An 18,334-nucleotide genomic window follows, 5' to 3' on the forward strand; every position below is an offset into this window, starting at 1 on the left:
GTTTTAAATTCAAAATAATAATAATAATAGAAGACTGCCTACTGCCTACTGCCTCCTGCTTACTGCCAACTGTCTAAAGCATCCTAAAAAAGTCTCCTATCTGGTGGCTTGTTTTTATCCCATTTCAAATCTTGTAATACGGTTGATTTTACACCGATAAAGAAAGTGTATGAAGATATATTTCCAAAAGGAACCCAGTTAAAATTAAATTGCCAACTGTCTAAATCTCGAGCAAAGTTAAATCGAGAGAAGGTAAAAGCACCTCCTTTTACGTCGTATCCAGATGAATATCCTACTTTCCATTTTGGAGATAGTTCTAAATTTCCACTAAACATTATTGAGTGTGATTTTATTTCACCGGGTGTTATTCCGTTATTTGCATAGGCTGCAGAATAAGCTAAATTGATTGTCCAAGGGATGCTTGCTTTGTAGAGGTTAGCTTGTACATCCTCCTTTTTTGGATCTCCTCGGTTGACTCCCGTTTGAGAAAATCGATTGGAGGGATTCATTCCTTCGCCCAGTAAGTCAGGGGTAACTTGAGCTCCATTTCCTTTTTTGTCACCTTTTTTGGAGTCCTCCTCTTTCTTGAAATCAGCACTAGACAAACTATAGTTCGCTGTTAAGTTAGCTCTCTCTAGTCGAAAAATAGAGGCATTGAATTTATCAATCCGATTCCCATCATCATTTAGTTGATAAGGGTTTAATGAAGCGTTAAAGTTGACAGCCATCTTATCATTAAAAAGGCGCGTACCTGCACTCATACTTACATTACTCCAGCGCAAACTATCTGCCGCTATATTGTATGATGAGCTAAAATTCAAGTTGTTTAAGATTGATATCTTTTTGTCTTCTTCATCACTTTCTGGATCTTTGGGTGCCACTTTTGCCTCAACGACATTGTTTAAGGTGATTCCAATTGCATTACTCAATCCAGCATTGGGTTTTCCATACAACCCAACATTGTTGTCAAAAGGAGAATAGACACCCAAATCTAAAGGATCTTCACTTTGCTGTACTTGTTGATTGTATTTATCCGCAAAGTCAGGAGTGTAATTGTAAGAAATGGAAGGACGCACCGTATGTCGAATTGCCTTGAGACGCCCTTTTTTGAATTTAAAGGTTCCATATCTTGCAAAAGAAAGACTAACCCCTGTATTGTATTCTCGAAAGGATTTAAAACCACTAATAGTATCAGTGATGACCTCCTGAGTGTCTTGGTTGTATGTTTTTTGAAGGTACTTGAAATTCCAAGTTTCTTGATACGAAATATTAGGTGACAAGGTGAAATGTTTCAAAACTTTGATGTTTGTACTGGTTCCTGTTCTGTGTTTTACTCCAGAGCGCGCCGACTTAAACATTGCTGCTGTAAAGAATTCATCTTCAGTTGTACTAATTCGATACTCTCCTTGCATCGCGTAGTCAAATCCCATTTTCTGAAATGGATTTTTCTTTACTCCCCCTTTTCCTTCAAAAGGAAAAATCTTAGACATGGTAAGGTTGACAGAGGGGAAGGTCATATTCACAGACTGGTTATTGGTATTCTGAGAATGGGTTGCCGAGGTAGAAAGATTGAACGGTGTGCCTACAAATGTTTTTGAGTAACTTATGGATGAGTTGAATGTGTTGGTTAAAAATTGTGAGGTATTGAATTCGTTTAATGATTCTCTAAAAAAACGGCTACTTCCTACGTTTACAGATGCTGTAAACCTAGAGTTTGGACTCGCTTTTGCATCTTGAGAATGACTCCATCGTACATTGAAATTGCTAGCTTTGTTGTAGGTGTCAAAACCCCGAATTCCTTGTATATTGTTTTCAAAACTTAAATTAAAACTTCCGCTAAATCGATATTTTAAATTGTAGTTTGAAAGTGCTCGTAAGCCCCAGCTACCATTGGAATATACATCTCCTCTAAGGGCTAAATCTGCATAATCATTAATAGCGAAATAATACCCTCCGTTTTGCAAACCAATACCTCTGTTTGAACTTCCCGTGTCAAGCGCAGGGATTAAAAAACCAGAAACACTTTTTTCACCTAGGGGAAAATAGGCAAAAGGTAAAAACAACGGTGTTGGAATATCTGCAATGACCAAGTTACTAGTTCCAACTATTATTTTTTTACCAGGAATGAGTTTTGCTTTGTCAGTAGTGATATAATAATCAGGCTTCTCTTTTTTATCAGAAGTGGTAAACCGAATGTTTCGGACATAAATTGTAGAATCATTTACTCGTTTTGTTTTTTTTCCATAGGTAAACATTTCTCCCTGCTTGGTTTTTAAACCATAAATTAAGGCTCTTTTACTTTTGAAATTGTACAGTAAAGAATCTTGTTCAGTTTCTTCACTTCCTTGTTTAAAATAGGGACGTTGACTATAGCCCGTACTGTCTAAAATTCCCTTTGCAAATAAGGTCTCTTTTTCGTAATCTACAACAATAAGACCTGCTTTTAAATCAATTTCGCCATAAATTAAGACCGCTTCGTTATAAAGCGTTAATGTTTTGTCTTTAGCGTTTTGGATGGTGTAATCTTTTGCATCATGTGTAATAATGTCTTCGATGGTTTCCTTAGGTTTGATCGAATCTATCCGACTGGTATCTGCTTTTTTTGTAAAAAGGGTATCGTTTTTGATGTCTAAAGAAGTGTTTCGCTGGATGGTTTTTGCAGTATCAATTCGAATCGAAGAGATATCTCGTTCCTTTTGCTCCTGAACCTTCTGAGCATGCCCTATCTGGTATAGGAAAAGAGAGAAAAATAAAAGAATGTATGATCGGTTTGATTGCAAAGCTATAAATGCTATTTTTGTATCATGGTAAAAGTAGGATTAATGTTTGAAGCATCAAACTTACAGCTGCCAAAATTAGTTAAATTTTATTGATGAATTTTCTACTACACAACAAATTTATTGCCAAAACTAAAAAAACACTATTTTTAGTTATCATTTGTTTTTCGCTTGTCTATTCTTCAGGTCTTCATGCTCAAAAAAAGTATGTAGTCGTCTTGGATGCAGGACATGGAGGAAAAGATCCGGGAAATATGGGGAATGGCTTTAAAGAAAAGAACATTGCCTTAAAAGTAGCTTTAGGGGTAGGAGAACTTTTGGAGGAAGAGAATGCGATTAAAGTTGTTTATACAAGAGATAGAGATGTTTTTATTGATTTGTGGAAAAGAGGGGATGTCGCCAACCAAGCAAAGGCCGATTTATTCGTTTCCATTCATTGCGATTCACACACCTCGAATGCTTACGGAGCAGGAACTTTTGTTTTAGGAATCCGTGGAAATAAAAAAAACTTAGAAATTGCCAAAAGAGAAAATGCTGTAATTCTCTTGGAGGACAATTATCAACAACGTTATAAAGGATTTGACCCCAATTCTGCCGAATCGATGATAGGTTTGTCACTTTTACAAGAAGAAAATTTAGATAAAAGTTTAAATATTGCGAGCTTAATTCAGACCAATTTTTCCAAGAAATTAAAACGTTTGGATCGAAAAGTAAAGCAAGATAACTTCCAAGTTTTACGAGAAACCATTATGCCTAGTGTTTTGATTGAGTTGGGTTTTTTAACAAACAAACAAGAAGGACGGTATTTAAATTCTACAAAAGGACAAAAAGCATTTTCATCTACAATTGCTGAAGCGATTAAAAAATACATCAATCAACTGAAAATCAACACCATTGATGAGGTGAATGATGTTCCTGATACAAATAAAGAAACGCGACTAGAGTATAAAGTTCAAATAGCTTCGGGTAAAAATAAAATTGCTCCCAAATCGTATAATTTTAGGGGACTAAAAAATGTTGAAAGAATACAAGTAGGGGCCTCATATAAATACTATTATGGAGCTTCAAGTCTTTTGAAAGAAGCTAAGAATTCTTTGCGGTTGGCAAAGAGGAAAGGATATAAATCCGCCTTTATTGTAGCTTTTAAAAATGGAGTGAAAATCACTTTGAAACAAGCTCAGAATATCGAGTGATTTTAACACATTCGCAGCAAAATAATCAGTATTTTTGTTAAAAGAACAAGAAAAAAAATATGTCAAAAGAATTAAAAACTGGAATTGTAGCTATTATTGTGATTGTACTCTTTGTATGGGGGTATAACTTTTTAAAAGGAGAAAATATCTTTCAACCCAACAGTCGTCAGTTTCGAGTAGAATATTCCAATATTGCGGGTTTGAGTAAATCCAGTTTAGTCACCATTAATGGATTGAAAGTAGGAAAGGTAGATAAAATTTTATTCAACCCAGATTCTACAAAAAGAGGAGACTTAATTGTCCTTTTTTCTATGGAGAGTGATTTTCAATTTTCAAAAAATAGTGTTGTAAAAATCTATTCTCCTAGCCCTTTGGGAGGATCTAATTTAGCAATTGTTCCTAGTTATATTGGAGAAAACGCCATTTCTGGAGATGTTTTAAAAGGTGAGATTGAATCGAGTTTGTTTACTTCTATCGGTGAACGTTTAGACCCTATTCAAACAAAATTAGAACACGTTATTGTAAGTGCCGATTCATTATTTAAGAATGTCAATACCATCCTAGATGCCAAAACAATTTTAAGTGTTAAGAAATCGGTCAAAACGATTGAGTATACCATTGCAGATCTGCGTAAAACCATTCAATCGGTCAATGGAATTATGGATGCTACTTCATTAGACTTAAAAGAAACTGTAAGAAATACAAAATACCTTACACAGAATTTAGCCAATGTGACCGACACTCTTGTGAGTGCAGATATCGGAAAGATTTTGAGAGATGCCGAGCTTACCTTAGCAACTGTCAATTCGCTATTAGAAGGAATAGATCAAGGGAAAGGGTCATTAGGAAAGTTTATCAATGATGATGCGATGTATACCAATTTGACCAATGTTTCTAAAGAATTAGAGCAATTGCTCAGGGAAGTAAAACTCAATCCAAAACGTTTTGTTCATTTTTCACTATTTGGCAAAAAGGCGACACCTTACAACTAGGAGAATAATTTGGAAAACAAAACCAATCAATAATCTACGATATGAATTATATTTCTAATGTTCTTTTTGGAGTTTTGTTATTTGTCGGGATTGGTTTTTTCGTAATGAATATTCGAAAGATTTTTAGAAATATCAAGTTAGGAAAATCCGTTAACAGAACAGATAATAAAAAGCAACGATTCAAAAACATGGCAATGATTGCCCTTGGGCAGTCTAAAATGGTCAAAAGACCTTTTTCAGGTTTTTTACACATCATAGTCTATGTCGGTTTTGTGATCATTAATATTGAAGTTTTAGAAATTATTATTGACGGCTTATTTGGAACTCATAGAATCTTTCAACCTCTCTTGGGGAATGAATTTTATGGTTTTTTAATTGGGGTATTTGAGGTTTTAGCAACCTTGGTTTTTGTGGTTGTAATCATTTTTTGGTTGCGGAGAAATGTATCAAACATTCAACGATTTTTGAGTAAGGAAATGAAAGGTTGGCCTAAAAGAGATGGAAATTTAATTCTATACTTCGAAATGGTATTGATGTCTTTGTTCCTTATCATGAATGCCACAGACACTCCTTTTCAAGAAGCAGGCATTGGAAATATCGTCAGTCAATATGTAGCACCGATTTTTGAAAATTATTCCGCAGCAACGCTACATGCAATTGAACGAACAGCTTGGTGGTTTCATATTACGGGTATTTTAGTGTTTTTAAATTATCTATTTTATTCCAAACACTTACACATTTTATTAGCCTTCCCTAATACCTATTTTGGAAATCTAAATCCAAAGGGACAATTCCCGAATTCAGAAGCGGTCACCAAGGAAGTGAAATTGATGATGGATCCTTCAGCAGATCCCTATGCAGCTCCGGAAGAAGGGACTGAAGAGGAAGTTCCTGAAAAATTTGGAGCTTCTGATGTAGCTGATTTGAGCTGGGTACAATTGTTGAACTCCTACACTTGCACCGAATGTGGAAGATGTACTTCAGCATGTCCAGCAAGTCTCACAGGAAAAGAGCTTTCTCCACGAAATATCATGATGAAAACGAGAGATCGTTTGGAAGAAGTTGGACGGAATATCGATTTAAATAAAGGATCTTTTGTAGATGATGGAAAACAATTATTAAACGATTATATCACACCAGAAGAGCTTTGGGCTTGTACCAGTTGTAATGCCTGCGTTGAAGAATGTCCAGTAAGTATTGACCCATTATCGATTATTATGGATATGAGAAAATATTTGGTCATGGAGCAAAGTGCAGCACCACAAGAATTGAATATGATGATGACCAATGTAGAAAACAATGGTGCACCTTGGCAATACAATCAGCAAGATCGATTGAACTGGACTAAAGAAGAGTAAACGAAAACTTCAAAATAACATAGATGATGGTAGTACCTACAATGGCAGAAATGATGGCACAAGGCAAGCAACCCGAAGTTTTGTTTTGGGTGGGAGCAGCAGGAAGTTATGACGACCGAGCAAAAAAAATCTCCAGAGCATTTGTTAAAATTTTGCATTCTGCAAAAGTAGATTTTGCTGTATTAGGAACAGAAGAATCCTCAACAGGAGATGCCGCAAAAAGAGCTGGAAATGAATTTTTATTCCAGATGCAAGCATTGATGAACATTGAGGTTTTAAATGGATATGAAGTAAAAAAAATAGTGACATGTGACCCGCATTCATTCAATACCCTAAAAAATGAATATCCGGGATTAGGAGGAAAATACGAGGTTTTTCATCATACACAATTTATCCAGCAATTAATCGCTGAAGGTCGTTTAGAAGTCGACAAGACACCCCTAAAAGGAAAAAGAGTTACTTTCCATGATCCCTGTTATTTAGGAAGAGCCAATGAAGTTTATGAGTCTCCAAGAGATCTTATTCGAAGGTTGGGTGTGAATCTAACGGAAATGAAACGTCACAAAGAAACCGCACTATGCTGTGGAGCAGGGGGGGCGCAAATGTTTAAGGATGCTGAAAAAGGAAACAAGGAAATCAATGTTTTACGAACAGAAGATGCTTTGGCTACTCAACCTCAAATTATTGCAACGGGCTGTCCTTACTGCAATACCATGATGACAGACGGAATTAAATTCAAAGAAAAAGAAAGCGAAGTTGTGGTAAAAGACATCGCTGAGTTAATCATAGAAGCTAATAATTTATAATTATGAAACAGATTTTCTTATTTATTTTGGGAACTTTTATTTTTTCGTGCACGAAAACTGCGAGCGTAAAAGAAACCCCTACAACTCCTATTCAAGTAGTAGACAGTATTGTTTCTACTGATCAAAAAGAGAGTGAAAATGAAGTTGTACAAAATGATCAAATCATTTTTAAAGTTCAAATTGCCGCTTTGAAAAATTCAAATGCAATTTTAGCGAAGCTAAAGAATGTTACGATTACTCAAGAAAACTCACTGATCAAGTATCGATTGGGAGATTTTGAGAGCTATAAAGAAGCTCGTTCCTATAGAAGACAACTATTAGGAAGTTATCAAGGCGCATTTGTACAAGCCTTGCGAAATGGAGTTCCTATTTCGATCACAGAAGCGATACAAGACTAATTCTATGTCGGATTCTTTCCAAAACAGTGTCATCAACACATTTCCAACTATTTTTGAAGTGGTTTTTAAGCCAATTCAAAAGTCTTATTTAAAAGTAATTTTATTAAATATCACTTTTGTTTTTTTGTTGACATTAGGGCTTGTTTTTTTTTTAGATTCAAATGAACTTTTTGAAGTAAGTGAGTTTTCTTTTGCAATTTATATCATTATTACAGCTCTTTTTGCGGTGATTTTTTTTCTTAAAATAATAAGTTTTAAAACAAGAAAGTACATTGTTAGAGAAAAAGATCTCTCTTACAAAAGTGGATTGTTATTTAAAAAACTGACGACTGTTCCTTTTAACAGAATTCAGCATGTAGAAATAGATCAAGGCCCTTTTACTCGAATGTTCCATTTGGTTTCTTTGAGTGTTTTTACGGCTGGAGATAGCAGTGATGACTTAAAGATTCGTGGACTTTTAAAAGAAGAAGCCGATCAAATAAATGATTTTATCAGTTCACAAATAGATGGATAACAAAGAGCTCTTCCATCAGTTTAGCAGACAATCAAAAAAAGGGATTCTGATTATTTATTTGAATGCATTGTACAAATCTCTTAAAGTTTTATGGATTTTCCTTTTCTTCTTTCTTCAAAAATTCTCTAAGATTTCTGATAGCCAACTTGGTCTGATTTATTTGGGTATTGCCTGTTTGTTACTGTTTTTATTTTTTAGATCGTTACTGATCTTTAAGAATTTTCAATTCAAAATTGAAGATCAGCATTTTATTTTACAAAGAGGCATTCTAAAAAAGACGAATACCTCCATTCCATTTGATCGGATTCAGAACATTAAATTTAAACAAAATATTGTACAACAACTCATCAATGTTTTTGAAGTCAATATTGAGACAGCGGGTTCGAGCAAAGCAGAAATATCGATCAAAGCATTGTCTTTTAGCGATGCAAATGCATTAAAACAAAGTCTTAGCTCAAATACTTCTCGAACTTCAGATATTGAAAACATATCGAAACAAAAACCCTTATTGAAAATTAGTCTTTCACAACTGATAAAGGTGAGTCTTACGGAAAATCACCTACAAAGCTTCTTGCTTTTACTCGCCATTTTAATTGGGGTTTATCAACAAATCACAGAACTTTTTGGTGGCATGGGGGAGCGCGAATTAATGGATTTCTATATTGAAGAAACAAGTTTCTCTGGAACCAATATTCTTGTTATTATTGGTTTGCTTGTCCTATTTCTAGTAATTTCAGTTATCAGTTCAATGGTTCGAGTCTATTTTAGACATTTCAATTTAACGGTTTTTATTCAACATAATGCCTTAGAAATTGATCAGGGATTGACCACTAAAAGCTCGGTCATTTTAAAGAAAGAAAAGGTGCAGCATATTACCATTTCAGACAATCCTATAAAAAAGAAATTAGGGATTTCATTCATTACTTTTAAACAAGCAATTAGCGGGAAAACAAAAAAAAAACAAGATAAAATCATTAAGATTATAGGGTGTAAAAAGGAACAGGTTGGCGCAATAAAAAAATTATTGTTTCCAAATGAAGCCTTTGAAAATCCACTAAAAAAACTCTCTGACCACTACTATAAAAAAAGACTATACATGTTTACTGGAACCTTTTTTTTGGTCTTGAATGTATTGCTGTACGTTCGTTTTGAGTTGCATCCATTGTTTTGGTTGAATGCGTTAGTATTGCCTCTTTTAATTGGATGGATTCACTTAAAATATCAGAAACAATATTACTTTTGTACAAAAGATATTATTGTGATTGGTTCTGGAAGTATTGAAACGCACCATACCTATTTACCTTTCTTTAAAGTTCAAAATATCAAATTGAAACAGTCAATTTTTCAAGCAAAATACAAGGTGATTGATCTTGTTTTTCAAACAGCCGCTGGAAAAATACGCATTCCTTGTTTGAAAGAAGAAGACGCGTATAAAATTTATAACGATACTTTATTCAAAGTAGAAACAAGTAGACAATCATGGATGTAAATAGTTATCTCAAAGCCGCACGTTTAAGAACCTTGCCCTTATCGGTCTCTGGTATTATCGTTGGAAGTTTTCTAGGCAATCATAGTGAAGTGAATTCTTCAGCAGCCTTTATCGTTGTGTCTCCTATTTTTTGGTTGGCAATTTTTACTACAATTGGTTTTCAGGTTTTATCCAATTTTGCCAACGATTATGGGGATGGGATCAGAGGAACCGATGACAACCGAAAAGGGGAAGCAAGAATGGTCTCTTCAGGGGCTATTAGTCCCTTGCAAATGAAACGAGCAATGTTATTGACTTCTGCTATCACTTTGTGTTTGGCAATTGTTTTAATTTACCTAGCTTTTGGACGTGAAAATTTCGGCTATTCGGTTTTGTTTTTTTTCTTTGGGGTCGTATCCATAGTTTCTGCTATCAAATATACCGTGGGCAAATCGGCCTATGGCTATAGTGGTTTGGGCGATGTTTTTGTATTTTTGTTTTTCGGATTGCTCAGTGTGGTTGGGAGTTATTTTTTATATACTAAACAAGTAGAAGGGATTGTTTTTTTGCCTGCAATTTCGATAGGTTTGTTAAGTGCTGCTGTTTTGAACTTAAATAATATGAGAGATCAAATAGAAGATAAAAAGCATCATAAGAATACATTGGTTGTAATGTTGGGAAGTCAAAAAGCAAAAGTATATCACTTTTCATTGATTATTTTTGCCTTCATAGCAGCTGTTGTTTATGTTGAGTTGACTTATGCTTCATCCATTCAATATGTCTTTTTAATTGCTTTTATTCCCTTATTTCTCAATTTAAAAGTTGTAGCGCAAAACATTCTTTTTTCAGAATTGGATAGGGAGTTGAAGAAAGTAGCTTTGAGTACTTTCTTATTTGCAATCCTTTTTGGAATTGGTCAAATTTTATAAATTACTACCATGAAAACTATAAAAATCATATTAGGTCTCATTACTTTTTTAGTGCTAGCTTTTTTTTCAACGGGTTTGTTTGTGAGAGTAACAAATTATGAGGTTCATGTTTCCTTGGATCAACCTATTTCAGAAGTTTTTTCAAATTTCACAAACATTGAAAATAGGAAAAGTTGGATTCCCGAAATACAATCTGTTACTCGTTTGTCAGGAAATGAATACAGCGTAGGGTCGACCTATAAAATTGTTATTGAAAACAAAGGTCAAGAAATTACTATGACCGAAAAAATACTCGCATTTGTACCCAACGAAAAAGTAAGTATATTTTTTGACGCAGAAAATATGTTAAAAACAAATGAGTATATTTTTACTAAAAATAACGGGGGCACTATCTTGCAATTAAATTCGAGTTGCAGAAGTGATTCATACATTATGGCATGTATATTTCCATATTTTAAAGGAACCTTTAAAGCTCAAGATCAAACGTATTTGAATAATTTTAAAGCTTACATAGAAAACTAATTTTATTTTGAAAACAGCTAGTTATACTAAATACACTCTTGATTTTAAAAACCCTAGTGGAACTTCCCGAGGGATTTTGAGAACCAAAGAAACTTGGTTTATTATTTTAGAAGAAAATGGGCATAAAGGGTATGGCGAAACAGGTCTTTTTAGAGGCTTGAGTATGGATGATGTTCCTCATTACGAGGAAACTCTTCAGTGGGTCTGTAAGAACATCCATTTAGGACTGGACGAATTATTGAAGAAATTGATCTCTTTTCCATCCATTCAATTTGGCTTGGAGCAAGCTTTTTTATCCTTACAGAGCAAGGAACCTTTTGTATTATTTCCCTCTTCATTTACAGCTTCTCAAACTTCTATTCCCATCAACGGTTTAATTTGGATGGGAGATTCTTCTTTTATGAAAAGTCAAATAAAAGAAAAGTTGGTACAAGGGTTTTCTTGTTTGAAAATGAAGATCGGAGCCATTAATTTTGATGCAGAAATCGAGATATTGAAATCCATTCGGAAAGAATTTTCATCTTCTGAAATTGAACTAAGGGTCGATGCAAATGGTGCCTTTGCACCAAAAGAAGCTATGGGTAAACTACAAATCTTATCAGAGTTGGACTTGCATTCTATAGAACAACCCATAAAGCAAGGACAAGTTGAAGAAATGGCTGCATTATGCGCAAAAACACCCTTACCAATAGCACTAGACGAAGAACTAATAGGCGTGTTTTCTTCAACGGAAAAGAACGAATTGATCGAAACTATTCAACCTCAATATATTATTTTGAAGCCAAGTTTGGTTGGGGGGCTTGCTGGGTCTACAGCGTGGATTGCACTTGCTGAAAAAAATCATATCGGCTGGTGGATTACCTCCGCTCTTGAGAGTAATATTGGGTTGAATGCCATTGCTCAATTTACAGCGACCCTAAAAAACAAGAATCCTCAAGGACTTGGAACAGGCGGACTATTTACCAACAATTTTGAGTGCCCTTTGGAAGTTAAAAAGGGTACATTGCACTACAATAATACGAACAATTGGAAATTTAAATTATAAGGATGGGATTTATTGAGACAGGTTACAAAGGGAAAAATGATTGGTGGATGTATCTTTTGGGGGTATTTCTGGTTTTTTGCGGAACACAATTGGGTTCTATTCCTCTAGGAATTGTAGCTTTTATCAAATCAGAAGGGAATTTGAGCGTGCTTCAAGAAGCTGCAAATGATAATTTCATGAAAATGGGAATCAATTCGAATCTCTTTCTGTTCTTAATGATTTTTACTTTTATGGTAGGACTTTTAAGCTTGTTTATTACTGTAAAATACATTCATAAAAAACAATTCAAATGGATTGTTACTTCTCGAAATCAAATCGACTGGAAACGTGTTTCTTTTGGTTTTTTCTCTTGGGGATTAGTTGCAAGTTTCCTGATTTTGGTTGGGATCTATTTTGAACCAGAACTCTATGTGTGGAACTTTAAACCGATTCCGTTTTTTACACTCGTCTTTGTTTCAGTAATTTTCCTTCCTTTTCAAACAAGTACAGAAGAGTTGTTATTTCGAGGATATTTTATGCAAGCGTTGGGGTTGTTGGCAAAGAACAGGTGGTTTCCTTTAGTAATGACTTCGGTTGTATTTGGATTGCTGCATATGGCAAATCCTGAGATTGAAAAAATTGGAAATTTGGCATTGGTTTTCTATATCGGAACGGGTATGTTTTTCGGTATTACAACCCTAATGGATGAAGGAACCGAGTTGGCATTGGGCTTACACGCCTCAAATAATATAGTTGCTGCATTTTTAGTTACGACCGATTGGTCTGTCTTTCAAACCGATGCTTTATTTGTAGATAAAACAGAACCCTCATTATCTTTTCTCACGTTTTTGCCGGTTTTTATTTTGTATCCATTAATGTTATGCTGGTTTTCAAACAAATACCAATGGAGAAATTGGAAAGAAAAACTTTTTGGAAAGATAGAAAAACCACTATTTATTGATGATAATGAAATTGCATAACAATTTTCAATTAAACGGGAGAGGGTTTTCTTCTTCGGATGAACTCATTGATTTTTCCAAAGAAATTTCAGAGGAGGTATCTCTTTTCTTTAAAAGTTGGTTTTCTAAGACGCTTTCGATTGAAGTACATACTTCTGGATCTACAGGAGCTCCTAAAAGCATTTCATTAAAAAAAGAACAGTTATTTCATTCTGCCTATGCAACCGGTAAAGAACTTGATTTAGGACCCCATACAAAGGCTTTGATGTGTTTATCTCCAGCATATATTGCTGGTAAAATGATGTTGGTGCGCGCAATGGTTTTGGGATGGAGCTTAGACATTGTCAGCGCAGATTCAAATCCGTTGAAAGGCAATGACAAAGCCTATGATTTTTCTGCAATGGTGCCCTTGCAATTACAGAATTCTTTAGATAAGATTCATCAAGTGAAAAAACTAATTGTTGGTGGAGGAGTGGTTTCTCAGGAGCTCCAGGAACAATTACAAACTATTGATACAATTGTTTACGCAACTTATGGAATGACTGAAACTAGTACTCATATTGCATTGAAGCAGCTAAATCGTTTTCCGTTGGGAGAATGCTCTCAACACTCCTTTTACAAAGTACTTCCAAATATTAGAATCTACAAAGACACTCGAAACTGTTTGGTGATAGATGCACCAAAGGTTGCGGATACCATTCTTTTTACCAATGATGTAGTCGATCTAATTTCAGACACCCAATTTGATTGGTTGGGGCGTTTTGACAATGTAATCAATTCTGGAGGAGTTAAATTACATCCTGAAAAAATCGAAGAAAAACTATCTGTAATTCTTAGTCAGCGTTTTTTTGTCACTGGAATATCTGATGAACAATTAGGAGAAAAATTAGTATTGGTAGTAGAATATGGAGGCTTGAAAGTTAAAACCTTTAAATATTCTTTGGAACAAAAAATAAAAAATTTAGAAACACTTTCAAGGTTTGAAGTTCCAAAAGAGATCTATCTGACGTCCTATTTTGTAGAAACTGCGACCCAAAAAATCCAACGAAAAAAAACGTTGGATTTGATTGATTTGGCGTAGTGATTTTTTTATATTTCCATAGAATGATAGACATTTTGAACGTCATCATCCTCTTCTAATTTTTCTAATAATTTGTCTACATCTGCTTGTTGCTCTTCGTTAAGCTTGACCGTAGTAGTTGGAATTCTCTCAAATCCTGAAGATAAAATTTCTACAGACCTCTCTTCAAAGAAAGTTTGAATGGCACCAAATTGTTCAAAAGGAGCATAAATAATAACTCCTTCCTCGTCATCAAAAACTTCTTCTACTTCAAAATCAATGAGTTCTAATTCTAGTTCTTCCAAATCAATTGTGATGTCTTCTTTCTTAATGGTAAACGTACAAGTATGATCAAACATAAAAATAACGGAACCGGAATTTCCTAAGTTTCCATCACATTTGTTAAAAGCAGATCGAACATTTGCTACAGTTCTATTGTTATTATCAGTAGCCGTTTCTACAACAACTGCAATTCCGTGAGGAGCATAGCCTTCGAACAATACTTCCTTATAATTAGCAGTATCCTTATCTGTTGCTTTTTTTATTGCACGTTCTACGTTTTCTTTGGGCATGTTTGCAGCTTTTGCATTCTGCATTACAGCTCTCAAACGTGAATTTGCTTCTGGGTTTGGCCCTCCATCCTTAATCGCCATTACAATATCTTTACCAATTCTGGTAAAGGTTTTTGCCATTGCCGACCAACGCTTCATTTTACGTCCTTTTCTTAATTCGAATGCTCTACCCATTTCTAAATATTTTTGTATTAAAATTACTCAAGGCAAATGTATCAATTTGAAATCTGTTTCACAATTTTTTATGAACGAGTTCTATAAACTTATGGATTCATTTGTAGTAGTTGATACGATTGTTTGGCAATTTCAATCTCTTCATTGGTAGGAATTACTAAAACTTTAACAGGTGCATTGTCTTTTTGAATTTCCCGAATTGATGAAGAACGAATTTGGTTTTTAGTTTGGTCCAATTCAATTCCAAGAAAAGAGAGGTTTGTGCACACCATTTTTCTTGTTAAAATTGAATTTTCTCCGATTCCAGCTGTAAAAACAAGTGCATCTAATCCGTTTAAAATAGTAGCATATCCACCAATATATTTTTGAATTCGGTACGCTGCTAGTTGTAAAGCATTTTCACATTCTGTATCTCCAATAGTTGCTTTTTCTTCAATTTCTCTTACATCTGAAAACCCTGTTAGACCGAAGAGTCCAGACTTTTTTTGCAAAATTGCATTAACTGCATCAGCAGATGTATTCAGTTTTTTCATTAAAAAGAAAATAATAGATGGATCAATATCACCTGAACGTGTTCCCATAATTAGGCCATTTATCGGTCCGAAACCCAAAGAGTTTTCAATACTTTTTCCATTTTTAATGGCAGAAATACTACAACCATTTCCTAAATGAATGGTTATTATTTTTGATGATTTTATACCTAAATATGAAATTGCTTTTTCAGAAACGTATTTATGACTGATTCCATGAAATCCATAAGCACGAATTTTATAGGTCTCAAAATATTTTTTAGGAATTGCATATTGATATGCTTTTTGAGGCATGGTTTGATGAAATGCAGTATCGAATACAGCTATTTGTTTTGCAGAGGTAAAAATGGTTTCAGCAATTTCAATTCCTGTTAAATTTGCAGGATTGTGGAGTGGTGCCAAATCGAATAATTCACGAATATTATTTTTTACGTCATCAGTAATTACCACAGTTTTACTATAGTTACCTCCTCCATGAACCACTCTATGACCAACAGCCATAATTTCATCGACAGTATTTATAACTCCAATTCTTGCATCCATTAATGTGCTTGCAATCTTTTCTAAACCAATTTTGTGGTTTAAAATAGGAACTACTTCAGAATATTTTTCATCTTTCTTTTTATGTGTAAAAATGGCATCTTCCATTCCAATTCTTTCTACTAAACCCCTACATTTTACATTTTGTGAAGGCATGTCTATGACTTGATATTTTAAAGAAGATGAGCCTGCGTTTATGACTAAAATATTCATAATTATTGTTGTTGAGCTTGAATTACTGTTAATAAAACAGTGTTGAAAATATCATCTACCGTGCACCCTCTGCTCAAATCATTTACGGGTTTATTTAATCCTTGTAACATTGGTCCAATTGCCAATGCACCCGTTTCTCTCTGAATTGCCTTGTAGGTATTGTTTCCTGTGTTTAAATCTGGGAAAATTAAAACGGAAGCTTGTCCGGCAATTTCAGAATTTGGCATTTTGGTTTTTGCGACTGATATATCCACTGCAGCGTCATATTGTAGAGGGCCTTCAATTTTTAATTTTGGGTTTTTAGCTTGTACAATTTTTGTTGCTTTTCTTACTTTTTCTACTTCTTCTCCTTTTCCCGAACTTCCAGACGAATAGGATAACATAGCAACTTTGGCTTCAATACCAAAAGCTTCAGCAGAGCGTGCAGAAGAAATAGCTATTTCTGCCAATTGTTCTGCATTGGGATTGGGATTTACTGCACAATCTCCCATTACAGAAACTCTATCAGGCAAACACATGAAAAATACAGAGGATACAATAGAGACTCCTGGGGTTGTTTTTATTAATTGCAAAGCAGGTTTTATGGTGTGCATGGTGGTATGAATGGCTCCAGAAACCATACCATCTGCTAATCCACTTAAAATCATTAAAGTTCCAAAATAAGAAACATCTTTTGTAAGATCTTTAGCTATGGTTTCTGTCATTCCCTTGTGTTTTCTTTCATTAAAAAGAATGGTTGCAAAATCATCGTTATACATGGAGTTTTCTGGATTTATAATACGGATTTTGTTCAAATCGATTTGTAATCCCATTTGGTTGCACTTTTGTTGAATGCTCTCTTTATCTCCTAAAAGCGTTAAATTAACGATATCCAAAATTTGTAAACGAACGGCAGCCTTTAAAATTCGTTCGTCATTTCCTTCTGGTAAAACAATATGTTTTTTGTGTGTTTTTGCTTTTTGAAGTAAGTTGTACTGAAACATACTTGGTGTGAGTTTTACCGAGCTATATGAAGTTAACATATTAGTCAAACCTTCTACATTTACATAAGTGTCAAAAGTATCTAATGATAAGATTATTTTCTTGCTATGTGAAGCGTAAATTTTAGGTTGTACAGCACCCACTTTATTTGAGGTTTCAAAGGTTTCACTACCAACAGAAACAATAGGGACTGTTGCTTGTACGCCTTCAATAAGTTTCATAATCGATTCCTCTGGTAAGAGGCTTCCAGTTAAAACAATACCTGCTATTTTGGGATAATTACGAGAAGCATTTGCTTGTAAGGCACCCAAAATAATATCTGCTCTGTCACCAGGAGTAATCACGAGTGCATTTTCTTTAATACGGGTAAGGTAATTTCGTAATTGCATGGCTCCTGTACTGAAACTACCAATTGGATTGTCCAAAAATTGTTCTCCAAAAATGACCTTTCCATGTAAACTTTGAACAATTTCTTTGACAGTGGGATATGTTAAAAAATTTACTTTTGGAATTACGTCAATTTGTACCTTCTTGGGAATGATTTTTTTTAGCTTCTTGGTAATATATTCAATTTCTTCAATTTCAGTTTTGTTGGCAACGAGCCCAATTACATCGACTTCTTTGTTTACAAAAGAGGTATACGATAATTGCATACTATGAATGAACTCTTTTTTCTTTTTATCATTTCCTGAACCAACAATTAATACTGGAATTCCTAAGTTTTTCGCAATCATCAGATTTACATCTAATTCTGTAATTCCCCCTTCACCAGAAAAATCGGTTCCTTCTACGAGAACATAATCGTATTTTTTTTCTAGTTTTTTATACTTTTTAATTACATTCTGAATTACTTGATTTGATTTTCCTTCACTAAAAAGTGCTACAACTTCACTTTGTTCGTATGCGAAACAATCATCATAATCAATATCTAAATGAAAGAACTGAATTGCTGTATGGATGTGATTGTCATACCCCTCATTTTTGCTATTATTGATGATGGGTCTAAAAAAACCAACTTTAGAAGATTTGGTGAGCATCATTCTTAATAAACCTAATGATATGAGAGATTTGCCACTATTGGGTTCTATAGTAGCAATATAAATAGCTTTGCCCATTATAATTTAAAAATTAAAATACAATTATAAGGCATAAAAAAATGACTAAATGTGACATTAGTCATTGTTTAAGAACTTTCAAAACAGTGCTTTATATTTCCTAGGTTTGTGATCGTTGTATTAAAAAAAAGGAAGAGGATTGACTATATCCTTTTCCTTAGCTTCCATCTCAATAAGAACTCTGTAAGATTCAATAAATTCAGTATTGA

Annotated in this window: 16 protein-coding genes; 12 read left to right on the forward strand and 4 right to left on the reverse strand. The window is 34.2% G+C overall.

Going from position 1 to position 18,334, the window contains the following annotated elements; translation table 11 throughout:
• Positions 1-83: 83 nt before the first annotated feature.
• On the reverse strand, positions 84-2,780 hold the full coding sequence (locus tag RRF69_RS09350) for a putative LPS assembly protein LptD (RefSeq protein WP_316939531.1): 2,697 nt from the start codon (positions 2,778-2,780) through the stop codon (positions 84-86).
• A gap of 92 nt (positions 2,781-2,872) precedes the next feature.
• On the opposite strand from RRF69_RS09350, the gene RRF69_RS09355 reads away from it, so the two are divergent.
• The 12 genes from RRF69_RS09355 to RRF69_RS09410 are packed head-to-tail and all read left to right on the forward strand — an operon-like array spanning position 2,873 to position 14,021.
• Positions 2,873-3,970 carry an N-acetylmuramoyl-L-alanine amidase gene (locus RRF69_RS09355; protein ID WP_316939532.1) on the forward strand — a complete coding sequence of 366 codons (1,098 nt, stop codon included), beginning with the start codon at positions 2,873-2,875 and terminating at the stop codon, positions 3,968-3,970.
• A gap of 59 nt (positions 3,971-4,029) precedes the next feature.
• On the forward strand, positions 4,030-4,962 hold the full coding sequence (locus RRF69_RS09360; protein ID WP_316939533.1) for an MlaD family protein: 933 nt from the start codon (positions 4,030-4,032) through the stop codon (positions 4,960-4,962).
• A gap of 41 nt (positions 4,963-5,003) precedes the next feature.
• The gene (locus tag RRF69_RS09365; protein WP_316939534.1) at positions 5,004-6,320 is read left to right on the forward strand and encodes a (Fe-S)-binding protein; all 1,317 of its coding nucleotides are present in this window, start codon (positions 5,004-5,006) and stop codon (positions 6,318-6,320) included.
• A 26-nt stretch (positions 6,321-6,346) separates the two neighbouring features.
• Positions 6,347-7,126 (forward strand): (Fe-S)-binding protein, encoded by a 780-nt coding sequence (locus RRF69_RS09370; RefSeq protein ID WP_316941130.1) that lies wholly within the window; start codon positions 6,347-6,349, stop codon positions 7,124-7,126.
• 2 nt (positions 7,127-7,128) lie between these two features.
• Positions 7,129-7,524 (forward strand): SPOR domain-containing protein, encoded by a 396-nt coding sequence (locus RRF69_RS09375; RefSeq protein WP_316939535.1) that lies wholly within the window; start codon positions 7,129-7,131, stop codon positions 7,522-7,524.
• Between the two features lie 4 nt (positions 7,525-7,528).
• The gene (locus RRF69_RS09380) at positions 7,529-8,038 is read left to right on the forward strand and encodes a PH domain-containing protein (RefSeq protein ID WP_316939536.1); all 510 of its coding nucleotides are present in this window, start codon (positions 7,529-7,531) and stop codon (positions 8,036-8,038) included.
• A complete protein-coding gene (locus RRF69_RS09385; protein WP_316939537.1) occupies positions 8,031-9,527 on the forward strand; it encodes a PH domain-containing protein in 1,497 nt (498 codons plus the stop codon). The genes RRF69_RS09380 and RRF69_RS09385 overlap by 8 nt, the downstream gene beginning before the upstream one ends.
• Positions 9,518-10,435: a 1,4-dihydroxy-2-naphthoate octaprenyltransferase gene (gene menA, locus RRF69_RS09390; protein WP_316939538.1), complete on the forward strand. Its 918-nt coding sequence runs from the start codon at positions 9,518-9,520 to the stop codon at positions 10,433-10,435. The genes RRF69_RS09385 and menA overlap by 10 nt, the downstream gene beginning before the upstream one ends.
• Positions 10,436-10,444: 9 nt before the next feature.
• Positions 10,445-10,957, forward strand: a complete 513-nt coding sequence (locus RRF69_RS09395; RefSeq protein ID WP_316939539.1) for an SRPBCC family protein — start codon at positions 10,445-10,447, stop codon at positions 10,955-10,957.
• Between the two features lie 7 nt (positions 10,958-10,964).
• A complete protein-coding gene (locus tag RRF69_RS09400) occupies positions 10,965-12,002 on the forward strand; it encodes an o-succinylbenzoate synthase (protein ID WP_316939540.1) in 1,038 nt (345 codons plus the stop codon).
• Between the two features lie 2 nt (positions 12,003-12,004).
• A complete protein-coding gene (locus tag RRF69_RS09405; protein WP_316939541.1) occupies positions 12,005-12,961 on the forward strand; it encodes a CPBP family intramembrane glutamic endopeptidase in 957 nt (318 codons plus the stop codon).
• The gene (locus RRF69_RS09410; RefSeq protein ID WP_316939542.1) at positions 12,948-14,021 is read left to right on the forward strand and encodes an AMP-binding protein; all 1,074 of its coding nucleotides are present in this window, start codon (positions 12,948-12,950) and stop codon (positions 14,019-14,021) included. Before RRF69_RS09405 ends, RRF69_RS09410 begins: the two co-directional genes overlap by 14 nt.
• 8 nt (positions 14,022-14,029) lie before the next feature.
• Here RRF69_RS09410 and RRF69_RS09415 read toward each other — a convergent pair whose 3' ends face one another.
• The 3 genes from RRF69_RS09415 to pta all read right to left on the reverse strand — a co-directional run bounded on the left by RRF69_RS09415 (position 14,030) and on the right by pta (position 18,125).
• Entirely contained in the window at positions 14,030-14,746 is a 717-nt protein-coding gene (locus RRF69_RS09415; protein WP_316939543.1) for a YebC/PmpR family DNA-binding transcriptional regulator, read from the reverse strand.
• A gap of 89 nt (positions 14,747-14,835) precedes the next feature.
• Positions 14,836-16,029, reverse strand: coding sequence for an acetate kinase (locus tag RRF69_RS09420; RefSeq protein WP_316939544.1), 1,194 nt, complete (start codon positions 16,027-16,029; stop codon positions 14,836-14,838).
• A 2-nt stretch (positions 16,030-16,031) separates the two neighbouring features.
• Positions 16,032-18,125, reverse strand: a complete 2,094-nt coding sequence (gene pta, locus RRF69_RS09425; RefSeq protein WP_316939545.1) for a phosphate acetyltransferase — start codon at positions 18,123-18,125, stop codon at positions 16,032-16,034.
• Positions 18,126-18,334 lie beyond the last annotated feature (209 nt).

Origin of the sequence: Polaribacter sp. HL-MS24 (genome assembly GCF_032758595.1) — a bacterium.
Lineage (GTDB): Bacteria > Bacteroidota > Bacteroidia > Flavobacteriales > Flavobacteriaceae > Polaribacter.

Excerpts from the sequence above, each read along its gene's own strand:
- RRF69_RS09385 (WP_316939537.1), top strand. The coding sequence starts at position 8,031 with ATGGATAACAAAGAGCTCTTCCATCAGTTTAGCAGACAATCAAAAAAA.
- RRF69_RS09410 (WP_316939542.1), top strand. The coding sequence starts at position 12,948 with ATGAAATTGCATAACAATTTTCAATTAAACGGGAGAGGGTTTTCTTCT.
- RRF69_RS09355 (WP_316939532.1), top strand. The coding sequence starts at position 2,873 with ATGAATTTTCTACTACACAACAAATTTATTGCCAAAACTAAAAAAACA.
- RRF69_RS09375 (WP_316939535.1), top strand. The coding sequence starts at position 7,129 with ATGAAACAGATTTTCTTATTTATTTTGGGAACTTTTATTTTTTCGTGC.
- RRF69_RS09365 (WP_316939534.1), top strand. The coding sequence starts at position 5,004 with ATGAATTATATTTCTAATGTTCTTTTTGGAGTTTTGTTATTTGTCGGG.
- RRF69_RS09415 (WP_316939543.1), bottom strand. The coding sequence starts at position 14,746 with ATGGGTAGAGCATTCGAATTAAGAAAAGGACGTAAAATGAAGCGTTGG.
- menA (WP_316939538.1), top strand. The coding sequence starts at position 9,518 with ATGGATGTAAATAGTTATCTCAAAGCCGCACGTTTAAGAACCTTGCCC.
- pta (WP_316939545.1), bottom strand. The coding sequence starts at position 18,125 with ATGGGCAAAGCTATTTATATTGCTACTATAGAACCCAATAGTGGCAAA.
- RRF69_RS09380 (WP_316939536.1), top strand. The coding sequence starts at position 7,529 with ATGTCGGATTCTTTCCAAAACAGTGTCATCAACACATTTCCAACTATT.
- RRF69_RS09395 (WP_316939539.1), top strand. The coding sequence starts at position 10,445 with ATGAAAACTATAAAAATCATATTAGGTCTCATTACTTTTTTAGTGCTA.
- RRF69_RS09370 (WP_316941130.1), top strand. The coding sequence starts at position 6,347 with ATGGTAGTACCTACAATGGCAGAAATGATGGCACAAGGCAAGCAACCC.
- RRF69_RS09360 (WP_316939533.1), top strand. The coding sequence starts at position 4,030 with ATGTCAAAAGAATTAAAAACTGGAATTGTAGCTATTATTGTGATTGTA.
- RRF69_RS09420 (WP_316939544.1), bottom strand. The coding sequence starts at position 16,029 with ATGAATATTTTAGTCATAAACGCAGGCTCATCTTCTTTAAAATATCAA.
- RRF69_RS09405 (WP_316939541.1), top strand. The coding sequence starts at position 12,005 with ATGGGATTTATTGAGACAGGTTACAAAGGGAAAAATGATTGGTGGATG.